The 17,979-nt window shown below is 69.5% G+C and carries 13 protein-coding genes; all 13 read right to left on the reverse strand.

The window, feature by feature from the left end; all coding sequences use genetic code 11:
* Position 1: 1 nt before the first annotated feature.
* Positions 2–868, reverse strand: a complete 867-nt coding sequence (locus tag IXW69_RS01250; protein WP_323745101.1) for an ABC transporter permease — start codon at positions 866–868, stop codon at positions 2–4.
* A gap of 81 nt (positions 869–949) precedes the next feature.
* Positions 950–1,930 (reverse strand): ABC transporter permease, encoded by a 981-nt coding sequence (locus IXW69_RS01255; protein ID WP_194784558.1) that lies wholly within the window; start codon positions 1,928–1,930, stop codon positions 950–952.
* A gap of 99 nt (positions 1,931–2,029) precedes the next feature.
* Positions 2,030–3,721: an ABC transporter substrate-binding protein gene (locus tag IXW69_RS01260; protein WP_194784559.1), complete on the reverse strand. Its 1,692-nt coding sequence runs from the start codon at positions 3,719–3,721 to the stop codon at positions 2,030–2,032.
* Between the two features lie 93 nt (positions 3,722–3,814).
* Positions 3,815–4,843: a LacI family DNA-binding transcriptional regulator gene (locus IXW69_RS01265; protein WP_194784560.1), complete on the reverse strand. Its 1,029-nt coding sequence runs from the start codon at positions 4,841–4,843 to the stop codon at positions 3,815–3,817.
* Positions 4,844–5,126: 283 nt separating this feature from the next.
* Positions 5,127–6,533, reverse strand: coding sequence for a citrate synthase (locus tag IXW69_RS01270; RefSeq protein WP_194784561.1), 1,407 nt, complete (start codon positions 6,531–6,533; stop codon positions 5,127–5,129).
* Between the two features lie 173 nt (positions 6,534–6,706).
* Positions 6,707–7,015: a GNAT family N-acetyltransferase gene (locus IXW69_RS01275; RefSeq protein ID WP_194784562.1), complete on the reverse strand. Its 309-nt coding sequence runs from the start codon at positions 7,013–7,015 to the stop codon at positions 6,707–6,709.
* A 74-nt stretch (positions 7,016–7,089) separates the two neighbouring features.
* A complete protein-coding gene (gene dapC, locus IXW69_RS01280; RefSeq protein WP_323745102.1) occupies positions 7,090–8,310 on the reverse strand; it encodes a succinyldiaminopimelate transaminase in 1,221 nt (406 codons plus the stop codon).
* 91 nt (positions 8,311–8,401) lie between these two features.
* On the reverse strand, positions 8,402–8,755 hold the full coding sequence (fdxA, locus tag IXW69_RS01285) for a ferredoxin (RefSeq protein WP_194784563.1): 354 nt from the start codon (positions 8,753–8,755) through the stop codon (positions 8,402–8,404).
* 194 nt (positions 8,756–8,949) lie between these two features.
* Positions 8,950–10,800: a VanW family protein gene (locus IXW69_RS01290; RefSeq protein ID WP_194784564.1), complete on the reverse strand. Its 1,851-nt coding sequence runs from the start codon at positions 10,798–10,800 to the stop codon at positions 8,950–8,952.
* Between the two features lie 271 nt (positions 10,801–11,071).
* Entirely contained in the window at positions 11,072–12,994 is a 1,923-nt protein-coding gene (gene typA, locus IXW69_RS01295; protein ID WP_194784565.1) for a translational GTPase TypA, read from the reverse strand.
* Positions 12,995–13,230: 236 nt separating this feature from the next.
* Entirely contained in the window at positions 13,231–13,974 is a 744-nt protein-coding gene (locus tag IXW69_RS01300; protein ID WP_194784566.1) for an MFS transporter, read from the reverse strand.
* A gap of 141 nt (positions 13,975–14,115) precedes the next feature.
* Positions 14,116–15,816, reverse strand: a complete 1,701-nt coding sequence (locus IXW69_RS01305; protein ID WP_194784567.1) for an ABC transporter family substrate-binding protein — start codon at positions 15,814–15,816, stop codon at positions 14,116–14,118.
* A 297-nt stretch (positions 15,817–16,113) separates the two neighbouring features.
* Positions 16,114–17,847, reverse strand: coding sequence for an ABC transporter family substrate-binding protein (locus IXW69_RS01310; RefSeq protein ID WP_194784568.1), 1,734 nt, complete (start codon positions 17,845–17,847; stop codon positions 16,114–16,116).
* Between the last annotated feature and the right edge of the window lie 132 nt (positions 17,848–17,979).

A 17,979-nucleotide genomic window follows, 5' to 3' on the forward strand; every position in this document is an offset into this window, starting at 1 on the left:
GTCAGGCCTCCACCAAGGTCGCGCCCTCACGAAGTGCCTTGCGTGCGGCCTTCGAGGGCTTGCGAAGACGCGGGTTGGTGACCTCGTCCACGCCATAGTTGATCATCGCCAGGGCAAAGGCGACCAGAGCGATGCACAGTCCGGAGGGGAGGAAGGTCCACCAGCGGCCGGTCATGAGGGCGCCGTCATTCGACGCCCAGTAAAGGTTTGTGCCCCACGAGACGACGGAGGAGTCACCAAGACCGAGGAACTCTAGGCCTGCCTGGCTTCCGATCGCCGCGTTGACGCAGCCCAGCACCGTGGACATCACGATCGACGCCATGTTGGGGAGGATCTCTCCGAACATGATCCGCAGCGGCCGCTCACCTGTGACGAGCGCCGCGGCGACGAAGTCCTTGCCTCGCACGCTGAGCGCCTGGCTGCGCAGCACTCGGGCTGCTCCTGCCCAGCCGGTGACGACGAGGACGACGACGATGGTGCCCTGCCCCGGCGGCATGAATCCCGCGAGGACGACGAGGAGCGGAAGCCCAGGAAGGAGCAGGAAGACGTTGGTCAGCACGGCGAGCAGACCGTCGACAGCCTTGCCGAAGTAGGCGGACGCGAGCCCGATGAGCAGAGCTACGGCGGTCGAGATCAGGCCGACGCTCAGTCCGACGGCCAGCGAGCTGCGCGCTCCCCACACGGTCATCGAGAAGACGTCCTGTCCCTTGGCAGTTACGCCGAGCCAGTGTGCGGCGCTCGGTGGTCCGGCCGGGTCAGAGGTGATGCGCGACGGGTCACCGGGGGCGATAACCGGCGCGAGAAAGGCGATGGCAATGAACAGCGCGAGGACGACGACCCCGAACATGGCCTTCCCGGACCTCGTCACGCTGCTCAGAAGGCCCCCACGAACGCGGCGCGCCCGCGTGGTAGGCATGGCAACCGCTGGATTTCCCATGATGATCTCCTCTCAGGCGGCGCGCACGCGCGGGTCGAGGCGGACGTAGACGATGTCGACCAGGAAGTTCGCCGTGAGAACGGCTGCCGTGATCGTGAAGAAGATGCCCTGCATGAGGGGGTAGTCGAGCGAGTTGACCGCGTTGAGCAACTGGTAGCCGACGCCGGGATAGGCGAAGACGACCTCGGTGAGCATTGAGCCGCCGACGATGAATCCCAGGGACATCCCGAAACTCGTCACGGAGGGGAGCATCGCGTTACGAGCTGCATACCGGAGCATGATGCGGCTGCGCTTGAGGCCCTTGGCCTCCGCCATGAGGATGTAGTCCTCGGAGTTCGTTGAGATCATCGTGTTGCGCATGTTGAGCGTCCACCCTCCCAGGGAGACAAGGATGATCGTGAGCGCGGGCAGGACGAGGTGGTAGGCGATGTCGCCGAGGAAGGTGGGACTGCCCCAGTCAGCCACGATGCCTGCAGTGAAGGCATGGCGCAGCGGGAACCAGCCCAGCCCCGCCCCGAACACGTACAGCGCCGCCATGGCGAGCCAGAAGTACGGGAAGGAGCCGAGGAAAACGAGCAGGGGAGGCATGACCGAGTCGAACAGACCGCCACGGTGCCACGCGGCGACGATGCCGATGAGGTTGCCGAGAAGAACTGCGATGATGAGAGCGACCGAGCCGAGCAGGATCGTCCACCCGATCTGGCCACCGATCACCTCGCTCACCGGCGTGGGGAACCTCGAGATCGAGACCCCCATGTTCCCGGTCAGCATGTCCTCGATGTAGGAGACGTACTGCTGCCACATGGGCCGGTTGTCGAGACCGAAGAGTTGCTTGAGCTGAAGGGCCTGTTCCTCGGTGAGCTGCGCCCCTCCCTTGGCGAACATGCGCGACACAGGGTCGCCCGGCATGAGCCTGGGGAGGAGAAAATTCAGGGTGATCGAGGCCCAAAACGCCAGGAGGTAGTAGCCCAGGCGATTGAGGATGTAACTCATTCCTCGTTCCTTCCGGATAGGGATGGGGAGCGCTCATTCCGGTCGTCCCCGGGTCGGGGCGCGGGGCCGGGCAAACGGCCCCGCACCCAGGTGTCTCGATCAGGCGGTCGGCTTGAGCGTGGTGAGCACGAGCACCGTCGTCGTCGCCTTGACGTTGAGCGAGGCGTAGCCGTTCTTCTCCGTGGGCCACCCGGTGAAGTTGACGTCCGTGTAGGCACCCCACATCGGGCCAGGGAAGAGCGGGCACACGGGCCAGACCTCGAGGTACCGCTGCTGGATCTTCTTGCAGATCTCCTTCTGCTCGTCCTCGTCGAACGTCGCAGCGAAATCGGCGAGCAGACTGGTGGCCTCCTCGTCACCGCATCGGTGGTAGTTCTCGAAGGTCTGCTCGCCGACTGCCTTGAGCTTCTCCTTGGAGAGCGCCGACTGGTAGTAGGTGTACGGCGTCGCTCCGGTGGAGGACCAGCAGATCGCAGAGTCGAAGGTGCCGTCCTCGAGGCTCGCGGAAACTTCGGACCAGTCCGGGGAGTCAACGGTGGCGGTGACGCCGACGTCCTTGAGGTTCTGGACGATGATCTGGGCGACGCTGAGCCAGTCAGAGGAAGTCGAGCCGACGCTGATCTTGAACGAGAGCGCCGATCCGTCGGGCATGGTCCGCACGCCGTCGGAGCCCTTCTTGTAGCCAGCGGCGTCGAGGGCATCCTCAGCCGCGGCCTTGTCGTAGGTGCAGAGCTTCGACGCTACGACGTCGGAGTCCTTCCAGTCCTTGAAACCGTCACCGAGGCCAGTCGGGTCGACAGGGGATGCGTATCCAGACATGCCGGTCTTGCACACGGTCTCGCGGTCCACAGCCTGGCTCACGGCCTTGCGGAAGGCTGGGTCGTCGAATGGCGCCTTGGTGTTGTTGAGCTCCCAGTGGATGGTGGAGTCAATGCCGGGGAACCAGTAGTGGCGGTGGTCGGGGTCCTTGTCGACGTAGGCGGTCTGGATGTCCGCCATGTACTGGGGGGCCCAGTCGACGTCGCCGTTGACGGCGGCGAGGTTGGCACCGTCGTTCCCGGCGAAGGCGAGCATGCGGATGCCGGGGATCTTGACCTTGTCGCGCTGCCAGTACTTCTCGTTAGGCAGGAGGTCAAACGACTGGGACTGGAAGTTCGAGATCTCGGTGAACGGTCCGGTGCCGACCGGGGTCTCGTTGGTGTCTTTCGACGGATCTGAGATCTTGGACCACACGTGATCCGGGGTGACGAGCTGCTGGCCGAGTTCGTACAGCGCGACTGAGTAGGCACGGTTGAACGTGAAGCTCACCGTCTGGTCGTCGTCGGCGGTCACCGAGTCGAGGTAGTCGTACCCACCGAGGGTCTTCTTCTGGACCGCGAAGGTGGTGACGACATCCTGGGCTGTGAGGGGCTTAGCGTCGGACCAGGTCACGTCCTTGCGGAGGTGGAACTTCATCGACTTGCCGTCGTCAGCGGTGTCCCAGGACTCGGCCAGCCACGGCACCGTCTTGCCCTGGACGGGATTGAAGATGAGCATCGGCTCGTAGATCGCCTGTCCCGTCATCGGGGCGGCATTCGGCGAGAACGGGTTGAAGTTGCGGGTGAAGGTGCCCATGTCCTCACGGGGGATCGTGAGGAGGTGGCCGGAGCCGGCACTCGAGCTCGCGCTAGAGCCGTCGGGCGAGCTGGTGGAGCAGCCCGCGAGAGCGAGGAGCGCGGCCACTGAGGTGACTGCGCCGCCCGTGAGCGCCTGACGGCGAGAGATTCCGGTGGGCAGGAGGGACGAACGCATGATGGGTTCCTTTCGACGTTGAAGGTGAGCGTTGCGTTGCTTGGGACACGGTTTGGAACGGTCGGTGGACCGGGTACGACGACGTCGTCGTGATCAGGCCGAGTGGCGTCGGACGAGCGGGCAGGGCAGCACCTGGACTGCCTCGACCTCCTTTCCCTGTGAGAGCGCGCCAATGGTGGCAATAGCCGCCTGCCCCATCTCCGCGAAGGGAAGAGCGACGGTACTGAGGTCGGGCCGGAGGCCAGTCGCGATGAGCTCCTGGTTGTCGATGCCGACCACGACGACGTCCTCGCCGACCCGGAGCCCCCGCTCCTTGATCGCGTCGTAAGCGCCCATCGCCATTCTGTCGTTGGCGCAGAAGAGCGCAGTTGGAGGCGCATCGAGGTCGAGCAGGGTACTGGCGGCTCGGTAACCGCCATCCGCGGTCGCACCACCGATCTCAATCAGGACAGGGTCGACAGGGAGTCCGGCCGACTCGAGGGCAGTCTCGTAGCCAGCACGACGTCCGACTGATGCAGGGATCGCGGGATCGAGCTCAATGAGACCGACTCTCGTACGCCCCGACTCGAGCAGGACCGTAGTCGCCAGTCGCCCCGCCTGTTCCTCATCGGGAAGGATGGTGGGCAGGGCACGCGCGCGACGGGTGACGCCGTCGGGTTCGAAGCAGTGGACGAGGACCGTAGGCACCTCATCGGCCTCCGCAGGGAGGCGGACGGCACGGTGGGAACCCGTGGCATAGATGATGCCTTCAACGCGGTGCTCGAGCATGGTCGCGAAGGCACGGTGGTCATGGTCCGCGTCACCCGTCGAGGCGACGATGAAGAGCGTGCTACCGGCCTCGTGCGCTGCGTACTGAGCACCGACCACCGTCTCCGCAGCGAAGGGGCCTGTGACGATCTCTGTGACCATCCCGATGATCCCCGTGCGCCGTGAGGCGAGAGCCCGAGCCGAAGCATTTGGGCGGTACCCAATGCGGCGGGCGGCGTCCCGTACCTTCTGCCGTGTCTCCTCGGGGATGGCTGCACCCTGGCGGTCATTGAGGACGAACGAGACGGTGGTACGCGAGACGTCAGCGGCGCGAGCCACGTCAGCCATGGTTACCTTGACCGGCTGTTCACCCATCGGTCCTCCTCGACCATTGAAACCGCTGTGTTCCAGCTCTCGAAACGCGCGTTACTAACGCGCGTTACCTTCGGCGGTCACTATTTAGCACCTCAGATGCGACATCTGTCAAGTCTGCAGCCTCGCGTGATCAGGACCGGCAGCCCCGGCCCGCCACAGCAACCGTCTTCTTCATCCTCCGGTTCCATGCGCGGATCAGCCCGTCTGGCGTGAAACAGCCCCACGAAGGGGACGTCTCACGCCAAACGGGCTGACTGGCGTCTAGGTCGTGTGACGAGCTCCGTCAGACGCGGGTCACCTGGTCCAGGCTCGGGACACCGGTGCGCGTGCTCGGGTAGCTCTGCACCTTCTTCTCACGGCGGTGCATGGCGACGTAGTGCCGCTCCGTCTCGCCCGTGTACACCTGGCGCGGGCGACCGATGCGCTTGGTGGGGTCGGTGATCATCTCGCGGTACTGGGCGATCCAGCCGGGCAGGCGGCCGATCGCGAAGAGCGGGGTGAACATCTTGGTCGGGAAGCCCATGGCCTGGTAGATGAGGCCGGTGTAGAAGTCGACGTTCGGGTAGAGCTTGCGGGAGACGAAGTAGTCGTCGTGGAGGGCGACCTCCTCGAGCTCCATCGCGATCTCGAGCTTGCGGTCGCCGTCGTCGGAGCCGAGGCGGGTGAGGACGTCGTGCGCGGTCCCCTTCACGAGGGCGGCGCGCGGGTCGTAGTTCTTGTAGACGCGGTGGCCGAAGCCCATGAGCTTGACCCCGTCCTCCTTGTCCTTGACCTTGCGGACGAACTCCTCGGTGCTCATGCCCTCGGTCTGGATGCGGTCGAGCATGCGCAGGACGGCCTCGTTGGCGCCGCCGTGGAGGGGGCCGGACAGGGCGCCGACGCCGGCGGCTACGGAGGCGTACATGTTGGCGTCCGAGGAGCCGACGAGGCGGACGGTGGAGGTGGAGCAGTTCTGCTCGTGGTCCGCGTGGAGGATGAAGAGCATGTCCAGAGCCTTCACGACCGCGGGGTCGATCTCGTAGGACTGGTAGGGCATGCCGAAGGTCATGTGGAGGAAGTCGTCGACGTAGCCGCGCTTCGGGTCCGGGTAGAGCAGGGGCAGGCCGACGGCGCGGCGGGCGATGTAGGAGACCATCGTCGGCATCTTGCTGAGGAGGAGGACGGTGGCGAGCTCGCGCTCGTAGGGGTCGTGCGGGTCGAGGGTCTCCTCGTAGTAGGTGGCCAGGCCCGAGATCCCCGCCTGGAGGATGGCCATGGGGTGCCCGGATGACGGGAAGGAGGTGAAGAAGGAGCGGAAGTCCTCGTGGAGGAGGCGGTGCCGGGCGATGCGGCGCTCGAAGCGCTCGAAGGTGTCCTGGTCCGGCAGCTCACCGTTGATGAGGAGGTAGGCGACCTCGAGGAACGAGGAGGACTTGGCGAGCTCGGCGATCGGGTATCCGCGGTAGCGAAGGATTCCGGCGCCGCCGTCGATGTAGGTGATGTCCGAGGTGCACGAGGCGGTGTTGGTGAAGCCCGGGTCGAGGGTGACGAGCCCGGTGGTGCCCAGCAGCTTGCCGATGCCGAGGCCGTCGGAGCCCTCCGAGGCGGTGGAGCGGGGGAGCTCGAGCGTGGTGCCCTCGACGATGAGGGTCGCGGGGCCGCCCTGCTCGGGGGCCTGGGGCTCGGTGGACGAGTCGCTCGCGTTGGTCATGGTGCCTCCTTGCGGCTGACGACGGAGGACGCGGCGGCCCCGTCGCGACGCTCATGACTGCCGTGACCGGGGCCTAGGTCCTGTTCCGTGGACCACTCTAGTAGGTGCTGGGCCACACCGGGGCCGCGTCAGGCGAGGAGCGTCCGGCGGCTGCGCCGGGCGCCCCGGCCGTCTCACTCAGTGACGACGAGGTCCTGGTACTCCGCGTGGCGCTCGATGTAGGAGGCGACGAAGGAGCAGGTGGGGACGACGCGGCCGCCGACCCCGCGGACGGAGTCGAGGGCGCTCGCGACGAGCGTCGAGCCGACGCCCTGACCCTCGAACCGCGGGTCGACCTCGGTGTGAGGCATGGTGACGACGTCACCGTCGACCTGGTACTCGAGGAAGCCGGCGAGCTCGCCGTCGACCCGAGCCTCGTAGCGGTTGGCGTCCTTGGCGTCGGTGACCTCGACTGCGGGGTTCTCGTTGGCTGCGTTGGTCATGGTGCGTCCTTCCTCGGGTGGGGCGTCGTCCCGGTCACGGGACGACGAGTGCCTTCCGAGGGTATCGCCGCAGGTCAGGCCCGGAACAGGTCGGTGGTGCGCAGCCGCTGGCAGGCGGCGGCGACGCGCTCGTCGGAGTCGGTGAGGCTGACGCGGACGCGACCGGCGCCGGCCTCGCCGTAGAAGTCGCCCGGGGCGACGACGATCCCGAGCTCGGCGAAGGCCCCGACGAGGTCGAAGGCACTCATCGCCTCGGGCCCCGAGAGCCAGAGGTACAGGCCAGCGACGGAGGCGGGGTCGTTGACGAGGCCGGCGGCGGCGGTCGCGGCGAGGAGCTGCTCACGGCGCGCCCGGTAGCGCTCCCTCTGGGCGGCGACGTGGGCCTCGTCGGCGAGCGCGGCCACCATGGCCGCCTGGACGGGGGCGGGCACGAGGAGGCCGGAGTGCTTGCGGACCTCGGTGACGGCGGCGACGAGCTCGGGGTCGCCGGCGAGCAGGGCGGCACGGTAGCCGGCGAGGTTGGACTGCTTGGACAGGGAGTAGAGGGCCAGGAGGCCGGAGCGGTCGGGCTCGCCGTCGGGGCCGGTACCGGTGACGCGGGCGTCGAGGAGGCTCGGGACGCCGTCGGCGGCCGCTCCCTCCCAGCCGAGCTCGGCGTAGCACTCATCGGAGATGACGACGGCGCCGCGCCGCCGCGCCCAGGCGACGACGCGGGCGAGCTGGGCGACGGTGAGGACGTGCCCGTCGGGGTTGCCCGGGCTGTTGAGCCAGACGATGGCGACCTCGCCGTCGGGCAGCTCCCAGGTGTCCGGGTCGGCGTCGGCGTCGACGGGCACGGGGGTGGCGCCGGCGATCCGGGCGCCGACGTCGTAGGTGGGGTAGGCGGCGCGCGGGTGGAGGACGAGGTCCCCGGCGCGGGCGCCGAGCTGGAGGGGCAGGAGGGCGACGGACTCCTTGGAGCCGATCGTCGGGATGACGCAGGCGTCGGTGAGGCCGGTGACGCCGCGTCGGCGGGCGAACCACTCGATGATGGCGGCGCGCGCGGCGGGGGTGCCGACGGTGGCCGGGTAGCCGGGGGCGTTGGAGGCGGCGGCGAGGGCCTCGCGGGCGAGGTCGGGGGTGTCGTCGACAGGGGTTCCGACGGCGAGGTCGACGACGCCGCCCGGGTGCTCGGCGGCACGGGCCCGGTAGGGGGCGAGGGAGTCCCAGGGGAAGTCCGGCAGGGCGAGGGGGCGCGGCAGGGAGCGCCGGGCGGACGAGGCGGCGGGGGACGTCGAAGGGGTCGCAGAGGTCACGGAACTGATTGTGCCCCGGGACGCGGCGACGGCGCCGAGCCGTCCAGCAGGCGCTGGGGCTCGGCGCCGTCGGGCGTCGGGAGGACGGGGCTCAGTCGAGCCCGTTCTCCTGGCGGTACTCGAGGTTCTGCGGGGGCAGGGCCGCGATCATCGGGTCGTCGTAGGGCAGGACGCCGGTCTTCTGGGCGCCGCCGGGCGCGCCCAGGCCCTTGAGCTCGAAGAAGTCGATGTTGGCGCGGGAGTAGTCCTCCCACTCCTCGGGGACGTCGTCCTCGTAGAAGATGGCCTCCGTGGGGCAGACGGGCTCGCAGGCGCCGCAGTCGACGCACTCGTCGGCGTTGATGTAGAGGCTTCGCTCGCCCTCGTAGATGCAGTCGACGGGACACTCGTCGACGCAGGCACGGTCCTTGACGTCGACGCAGGGCTGGGCGATCACGTAGGTCATGAGCGACGATCCTCTCGCGGTGGGCAGCGCCGCTGGTCGCGGCAGACGCTGCCCCCAGTATCGTCCCGGCCCCCGCAGGGCCCAAGCCACGGCGGGAGTGCTCGTCACCACGCCGTTTCGCACGGCGCGCTCCGGCCCTATTTCGGGAAGGGGCGCTGCGCGGATCCTGGCGTGCGCGCAGGGGCCGACCGCGCTCAGCGGCAGACGACCGGGTTGTCCGACTGGTACGAGGTGGTGAGGACGTCGTCAGGCAGGCTCGTGCCGTCCGGCTTCGTGCGGTGGCGCGTGACGGTGATGTCGAAGCCCTGCTCGCCCCCGGCGTAGGGCGTGCAGGACGAGCCGGTCTCGACCTTGGTCGAGTAGGCGCGGTAGCTGTGCGGGGTGCCCTCGTCGATGGAGACGTCGTAGTAGCGCGCGCCCCACAGGCGGGCGTGCACCTCTCCCCCGCTCACCCAGGCCTGGAGGAGGACGGCGTTGGGCGTGGAGTTCTTGAACTTGAGGTCGAGGACGCCGGTCCACAGGGTCGCGTCCCGCCCAGCGGGGTACCGGGTGAACCAGTAGGTGTGGGGGTGGTGCTCGACGTCGTCCATGCCGGCCTCGAAGCCGGCGTTGAAGACGGTGGTGTTGACCTGGCTGAGGCCGCCGCCCATGGCGTCGGTGTGCTGGCCGGCGTTGATGACGCCGGCGGCCGCGAAGCCGTGCTCGGCGTCGACGGGGCCGAGGGCGTCGGAGAGGGAGAAGGTCTCCCCCGCCCTGACGAGGGTGGCGTTGATGGCGGCGGTGCCGGCGATGAGGTTCTGGTCGCGCCCGTACTGGGAGGTGTAGGGCGTCGCGTACTCGCCGACGACCTCGTCCATCGTCCAGTCCGCCTCGGGGGTCGTGACCGCAGGCTTGGCGACGGAGGCGGGCAGGACGGCGGCGCGGTCGCCGTCGGTGGTGCCGGCCGTGAGGACGCTGGCGGCGAGGGCGTCGGAGTCGATGCTGAGGCCGTCCTTGGCGGCGACGTAGGTGGGCTTGGCGTCGTCGGTGCCCTCGATGGTCCAGGTGGCGTCCTGGGCGGCGGTCTCGACGGCGGCGCCCATGGCGCCGATGACGGCGTCGTGGAGGCCCTGGGCGTCGAGGGACGCGGTGAGGTTCCCCCCGTCCGCGGTGATGCGGGTGAGGGAGGCGGTCTGCTCCGGGGTGAGGGTGAGGGTGCGGCCGTCGGCGGCCTCCTCGGCGTCGGAGCCGGCGGCGGTGACGGTGAGGTCGCCGGACAGGAGCGGGGTGAGGGTGGTGTCGATGAGGCCCTGGGCGTCGGCGTCGGTGATGCCGGGCTGCGCCTCGCCGGCGACGAGGGCGATGCTCTTCTCCCCCAGGGGCCAATCCTGGGAGAGCTCCGTGACGGAGGCGTCGACGTCGAGGCCCGTGCCGACGGCGCCCGGGTGGAGCACCGGGGTGGCGCCGTCGAGGGTGACGGAGGCGTCGGCGGTGCCGGTGGACAGGGTCCCGAGCTTGGCGACGAGGGCGGAGCGCAGGGCGTCAGCGTCGACGGTGGTGACCCGGGCGGCGTCGACGGACTCCCCGCTGAGCCGGTGGGCGATGGTGACGGGGTTGAGCGTGAAGGAGGTGAGGCGCTCGACGGCGTCGGCGGCGTTCGCGCTGACGCCGGAGTCGGCGGGGACGAGGGTGTCGGAGGCGTCGCCGACGGTGATGGTGACGGGCTCGGCGAGCTCGGCGTCGACGGCCTCGGTGACTGCGCTGCGTGCGGCGGCGGGGCTCATCCCGCCGACCTTCGTGCCGGCGACGGAGGCGTCCCCGAAGAGGTGCTGGGTGGTGGCCAGGGCGAGGCCGCCCCACACGGCGGCGACGGCGAGCACACCGGCCCCGGCGAGGAGGAGGGGGCGACGGCGGAGCTTCGGAGCGGCGGTCTGCGCGGTGTCGCTCCGGGCGCCCTCGGCCTGCGCGGTGTCCGCCGTCTCCAGGGCGCTCTCGGGCGCGTCGGCGGCAGCGGCGTCGGGGAGGGCGTCGGTCTCGGGAGCGGGGTCGGGCGTGGGGGCGCTCATGGCCCCATCCTGACGAGGATCGGGGCGTGCGCCCAGGAGGCGGGCCCGGTCCTGCGGTGCCGTGACCGGAGAGTGACCCTCGTCCTCACCCGCTGGTCCGGGGCGGGTTCCCGCTCCCCCGCCGCGGCGAGGGCCGCGGCGGGCCCCGCCGGCGCCCCACGGCAGCCCTGACCTGTCCCGTCCCTCCCCCGGGGACGACGACGGCCGGCGCCCCGCGGGTGCGGGAGCGCCGGCCGTCGCTGCCGGGAGTGGGCCGGTGGGCCCGTGCGGCTCAGGCCTGGCCGCGGCGGCGCTTGGCCGCCTCCTTGAAGCGCTCCTGGGAATCGAGGATGACCTTGCGGATGCGGACGGCGTCCGGGGTGACCTCGACGCACTCGTCGTCGGCGGCGAACTCGAGGGACTCCTCGAGGGTGAGCCTGCGCGGCGGGACGAGGCCCTCGAAGGAGTCGGCCGTGGAGGAGCGCATGTTCGTCTGCTGCTTCTCGCGGACGACGTTGACGTCCATGTCCTCGTTGCGCGGGTTCTCGCCGACGACCTGCCCCTCGTAGGTCTCCTGGGTCGGCTCGACGAAGAAGGTGCCGCGGTCCTGGAGGCGGATGAGGGCGTAGGCGGTGACGGCGCCGGCGCGGTCGGAGACGAGGGATCCGGTGGTGCGGGCGACGATCTCCCCGGCCCAGGGCTCGTAGCCCTCGGAGATGGAGGAGGCGATGCCGGTACCGCGGGTGTCCGTGAGGAACTGGGTGCGGAAGCCGATGGTGCCGCGGGCCGGGATGAGGAACTCCATGCGGATCCAGCCGGTGCCGTGGTTCGTCATGGTCTCCATGCGCCCCTTGCGGGCGGCCATGAGCTGGGTGACGGCGCCGAGGTACTCCTCGGGCACGTCGATGGTCATGCGCTCGACGGGCTCGTGGCGCTTGCCGTCGATCTCCTTGGTGACGACCTGAGGCTTGCCGACGGTGAGCTCGAAGCCCTCGCGCCGCATCTGCTCGACGAGGATCGCGAGTGCGAGCTCGCCGCGCCCCTGGACCTCCCAGGCGTCGGGGCGGGAGGTGGGCAGGACGCGCAGGGACACGTTACCGATGAGCTCGCGGTCGAGGCGGTCCTTGACCTGACGGGCGGTGACCTTGGCGCCCTTGGTGCGGCCGGCCATCGGGGAGGTGTTGATGCCGATGGTCATGGAGATCGCCGGGTCGTCGACCGTGATGAGGGGCAGCGGGTGCGGGTCGTCGGGGTCGACGAGGGACTCGCCGATGGTGATGTCCTCGATGCCGGCGACGGCGACGATGTCACCGGCGTGGGCCTCCTCGGCGGGCTTGCGCTCGAGGCCCTCGGTGATGAGGAGCTCGGAGACCCGGGCGTTCTGGATGGTGCCGTCGTGGCGCGCCCAGGCCACGGTCTGCCCCTTGCGCAGGGTGCCGTTGTGGATGCGCAGCAGCGCGAGACGGCCGAGGAAGGGCGAGGCGTCGAGGTTGGTGACGTGGGCCTGGAGCGGCGCGTCCTCGTCGTAGGAGGGACCGGGAATCCGCTCGATGATGGTGCGGAAGAGGGGCTCGAGATCCTCGTTGGCGGGGAGCTGACCGTCGGCGGGCTGCTCGGTGTCCGCGCGGCGGGCCTTGGCGGAGGCGTAGATGACGGGGACGTCGAGGACGGCGTCGAGGTCGATGTCGGGGTGCTCGTCAGCGAGGTCGGAGGCGAGCGAGAGGAGGAGGTCCGTGGACTCGGCGACGACCTCGTCGAGGCGGGAGTCGGGGCGGTCGACCTTGTTGACGACGAGGAGGACCGGAAGGTTCGCGGCCAGGGCCTTGCGCAGGACGAAGCGGGTCTGGGGCAGGGGGCCCTCGGAGGCGTCGACGAGGAGGACGACGCCGTCGACCATGGACAGGCCGCGCTCGACCTCGCCGCCGAAGTCGGCGTGGCCGGGGGTGTCGATGACGTTGATGGTGATGCCCTCGGGGAACCCGGCGTCCTGCGCGGCGGGGCCGCGGTAGTGGATGGCCGTGTTCTTCGCGAGGATGGTGATGCCCTTCTCGCGCTCGAGCTCGCCGGAGTCCATGACGCGGTCACCGGTGGACTCCTCGGTGGCGCGGGCGCCGAAGGCGCCGGCCTCCCAGAGCATCCCGTCGACGAGGGTGGTCTTGCCGTGGTCGACGTGGGCGACGATGGCGACGTTGCGCAGGTCCTGGCGCACGGTCATACGAGGGTCTTCTTCCATCCGGGAGGTCGCGCCCCGCTCATGTCGCTCCGACGGGCCCGGCGGGGCCGCCGGCGCAGGGCGCACAGCGTGGCAAGGGTAGTGGCCGGGGCCGCTCCCCTGCCATGACGGCGGCGACAGGCCCGGTGTGCGTCGCCTCACGGCGTCAACGCGGGCGGCGGGGGACGACGTACGGGCCGTCGGCACGGGCGGCAGGAGGCCGGCCGTCTCCGCCCCGCTCAGAGGACCATGAGCGCGAGGACGAGGCCGAGCACGACGACCGCCACGACGACGAGGGGCGCGACGTCCCAGCGGCTCGTGACCCCGGGCCTCTCCTCCGTTCCGCCGTCGGAGCCTGCGGCGGAGCGCCCGAGGCGCTGCTCGCGGCGGCGCAGCCGGGTGACGAGTCTGAGGTGCTCCTCGCGGGAGGCCTGGTAGAGGTCGATGAGGTAGGCGCCGTCGGCGGCGTCGAGGTGGGTGCGGTAGCGGCGCGGGGCGGCGTCGAGGTCCTGGCTCGCGGTGACGTACTCCTCGCGGGCGGCGCTGCCGCGGCGCTCGTGGCGGGTGGCGGCGATGACGCCGCCGCGCTGGCAGGCGGAGACGGTGACGGAGCGGACGCGCGTGTCGCCGGGCGCGGTTCCGGTCGCCGTGGCGGCGCCGGTAACCGTCCCGGTCGCGGTCGCGTCGGCGGGCACCTCGACGGCGAGGGCCCAGCGCGTCGGCGCGGCGCACAGGGCCTCCCAGCTCAGCACGTGGCTGCGCCAGGCGTTGCGGACCGTGAGGGAGTCCTCCGCGAGGGTCGCCTGCGGGCGCCACCACAGGAGCCAAACGATCACCTCGACGCAGGCGACGACGGCGAGGGCCTGGAGGCCGTTGCGGTAGCCGTCGGAGGACCAGATCGCGACGACGACGTAGAGGCCGCCGAGAGCGACGGCGACGGCGCCGACGCGGCCGAGGAGGGAGCGCAGGATGACGGTGGGCACGGCCCCATCCTGCCCCATGACGCCGATCGCTCGGCGGGAGGCGACCGGGCCCCGGACGCGGGTGCGTCCGGGGCCCGGGGCGGCCGGCGGCGACGCGGGCGGCGGGGACCGCCGGGGGCGCGCGCCGTCGGTCTCAGCGGCTCACTTCGTGTAGCCGATGTCCTCGGGGCGGACCGAGGACAGGCCGAAGGAGCCGTAGTTGGCGAGCTTCTTCGGGACGGCCGTGTAGGCCGCGCGCGAGTAGATCGGGATGACACCGGCGAGCTTCCAGATCTCCTTGTCGGCGTCCTGCGCGAGCTCGACGCGCTTCTTGTGGTCGGCCTCGACGGCGACCTCGTCGATGAGCTTCTCGAGCGCGTCGGAGGACAGGCCCGTGTAGTTCGAGGCGGAGCCCTTGCCGTAGACCTGCCCGATGTTGGCCATCGGGTAGGGGGTGCCCTGCCAGGCGAAGGAGACGATCTCGAAGTTGCCCTTCTTGATCCGCTCGGGGAGGAAGTCGTCGTTGTTGGTGTCGTCCATGACGATCTCGACGCCGATCGCCTTCATGTTCGCCTGGAGGACCTTGCCCTCCGTGGCGGAGGTGGCGACGTCGGGGAGGCGCAGGTACTTGATGGACAGCGTCTGGCCGTCCTTCTCGCGGTACTCCTTGCCGTCGGGGAGCGTCCAGCCCAGGGACTCGAGGTCCTTGACGGCCTGCTCCTTGTTGAAGGCGAGGTCGCCGGTGTTGTCCTGGTAGTCGGCGTCCTGCGGCGCGAAGAGGTGGTTGCCGAGCTGGAGCTGGCTGGCCGGGACCGGGAGCCCCTGCAGGTCAGCCTTGGTGATGGTCTCGCGGTCGATGCCCTTGACGATCGCCTGGCGCAGCTTCTGGTCGGCCAGCAGGCCGCTCGCGCCGTTCATGGTGAAGTGGCGCCACTGCAGGCCCGCGGCCTGGCGGATCTCGCCGTCGGCGCGCTGCTGGCACTGCTGGTAGGTCGAGGCATCGATGATCGTGTCGACGACGTCGAGCTCCTTGTTCGCGAAGGCGGTGCCCGTGGCGGAGGAGTCGACCACCTTGAAGGTGACCTTGTCCAGGAGCGGCTTCTCGCCCCACCAGGCGTCGTTGGGCTCGAGGACGACGGTCTGCTTGGTGGAGTCGGCGCTGGTGACGATGAAGGGGCCGGCCCAGCTGGAGGTGTCGGACGCGTCGGTCCAGGAGCTGAAGGCCTCGGGGGACTCGGTGAGCTTGGCCGGGACGATGGTGCCGGACAGGACGGCGGACCAGTCAGGGAAGACCGAGTTGAAGGTGACGACCATCTCGTACTCGTCGGAGCCCTGCTCGATGGACTCGATGTGGTCCCAGCCGTCGGTCGAGGAGACCACGGAGGTGAAGGCGTCGTCGGAGCCGTTGCAGGCCTTCCAGCAGCCCTGGTAGTCGGCGTAGGTGATGGCGTCGCCGGAGTTCCACTTGGCCTCGGGGTTGAGGTGCATGGTGACGACCGTCTTGCCGTCCTTCTCCTCGTCCTTGAAGTCCTTGCAGAACTCCTCGCGGGCGGTGAAGGTGCCGTCGTCGGCGTAGACGAAGTTGTGGATGCCGGCGAAGTCCTGGATCGCCGCGTTGTCGGTGGTGCCGCCGTCGATGTGGAGCGGGTTGTAGTTCGGGACCATCGAGCTGAGCGGGATCCGGAGCTCGCCGCCCTGGGCGAGCTTGCTGCGGTCCTGCTTGTTGATCGCGGAGGCGGCGAGCTTGACCGGCGTGGCGGAGGCGTCCGAGCCGCTCGAGGAGCCGGACCCGCACGCCGCGAGGGCGGCGAGGGCGGCGACGGACGCGGAGCCTCCGAGGAAGAGGCGACGGGTGATCATCATGGGTGGGATCCATTCGTCGGGATGGTGATGTAGCCAACATGTTAAGCGTTGGCGACGAACGGGTGTCGTCGAGGGGCACCATCCTGCGAAGTGAGACCGATCACCACGCCCAGGGTGCTCACAGGTGCGAGAGCAGCCCAGGTCGAGTCCTTGCGAGCGCAGCCCCAGCCCGGCCTCGCACCCGCGGTCCCGGCACGCGAGCCCACCGTTGCCAGCGACGCGACGGGGCCCGGGCGGTGCGCTCGCACCACCCGGGTCCCACGGGTCCGGTCGCGCCTCAGGGACGCTCCCCCAGGATCAGGCCGACGGCGTCGCCGTCGCGCCGGAGAGGTCGGTGTAGCCGATGTCCTGCGTGCGGCCGGAGGACAGGCCGAAGGCGCCGTAGTTGGCAAGGGCCTTCGGGACGGCGACGTAGCCGGCGCGCGAGTAGATCGGGGTCACGATGGCCTCGTCCCAGATGATCTTGTCCGCCTTCTGGGCGAGCTCGACGCGCTTCTTGTGGTCGGCCTCCTTGGCCACCTCATCGATGAGCTTCTCGAGCTCCTCGCTCCACACGCCGGTGTAGTTCGAGGCGGAGCCCTTGCCGTAGATCTGGCCGATGTTGGCCATGGGCCAGTCGGTGCCTTTCCACGTGAAGGCGACGATCTCGAAGTTGCCCTTCTTGATCCGCTCGGGGAAGAAGTCGTCGTTGTTGGTGTCGTCCATGACGATCTCGACGCCGATGTCCTTCATGTTCGCCTGGAGGACCTTGCCCTCGGTGGCGGAGGGGGCGAAGTCGGGCAGGCGCAGGTACTTGATGGAGAGGGTCTTGCCGTCCTTCTCGCGGTAGTCCTTGCCGTCGGGCAGCATCCAGCCGAGGGACTCGAGGTCCTTGATCGCCTGCTCCTTGTTGAACTTGTAGTCCCCGGTGTTGTCCTGGTAGTCGGCGTCGTTCGGCATGAAGAAGTGGTTGCCGAGCTGGAGCTGTGAGGCGGGGACCGGCAGACCCTGGAGGTCGGCCTCGGTGATGGTCTCGCGGTCGATGCCCTTGACCAGCGCCTGACGCAGCTTCTGGTCGGCCAGCACGCCGCTCGCGCCGTTCATGGTGAAGTGGCGCCACTCGAGGCCGGCCGCCTGACGGATCTCGCCGTCGGAGCGCTGCTGGCACTGCTGGTAGGTCGAGGCGTCGATGATCGTGTCGACGGTGTCGATCTCGGAGTTGGCGAAGGCGGTGCCGAGCTGGGAGGCGTCGACGACCTTGATGGTGACGGTGTCGAGGAGCGGCTCGTCGCCCCACCAGTTGGGGTTGTGGCCGAGGGTGATGATCTGCTTGGTCTTGTCTGCGCTCGTGACGATGAAGGGGCCGGTCCAGTAGTCCGTCTTGGAGGCGTCGGTCCAGCCGGAGAAGGTGTCGACGTCCTTGCAGAGGGCCGCCGGGACGGTGGCACCGCCGATGACGGAGGACCAGTCGGGGAAGATGCCGTCGAAGGTGGTGATGACCTCGAACTCGTCGGCGCCCTGCTCGATCGACTTGATGTGGTCCCAGCCGTCGGTGGAGGCGACGACGGCCGTCTTGGCCTCGTCGGTGCCGTTGCAGAACTCCCAGGCGGCCTTGTAGTCGGCGACGTTGATGGACTCGCCGGAGTTCCACTTGGCCTTGGGGTTGAGGGTGAGGGTGATGACGGTGTTGCCGTCCTTCTCCTCCTCCTTGTAGTCCGTGCAGTAGTCCTTGTCGACGGAGATGGAGGCGTCGTCGGCCCAGATGAAGTTGGAGCCCAGGACGAAGGAGGCGAGCGTCGCGGCGTCAACGGTGTTGCCGTCGATGTGGAGGCGGTTGTAGTTCGGGATCCACGTGCCGATCGGGATGGTGAGCTCACCGCCCTTCTTGAGCCTGGAGCGGTCGACCTTGTTGATGTCCGAGGCGGCGAGCTTGGTGGGGGTGGCCGAGGCGCCGGAGGACGAGCTGCTACCGGAGCCGCTGCAGGCGGCGAGGGCGGCGAGGGCGGCGACCGAGGCCGAGCCGCCGAGGAAGAGACGACGGTTGATCATCATGGGGGGGGCGGATTCAAGGGGTGGTCGCAACACTGCGAGGATCGGAGGGGTTGTCGGTGGTTGAGGATCAGGGTCGGCGTCGGCAGTGGCGGGCGGATCGTGCGGTTCGTGAGGTGATGCGTTCTCCGGGGC

Origin of the sequence: Actinomyces haliotis (genome assembly GCF_015355765.1) — a bacterium.
In the GTDB taxonomy this organism is placed as follows: Bacteria; Actinomycetota; Actinomycetes; order Actinomycetales; family Actinomycetaceae; genus Actinomyces; species Actinomyces haliotis.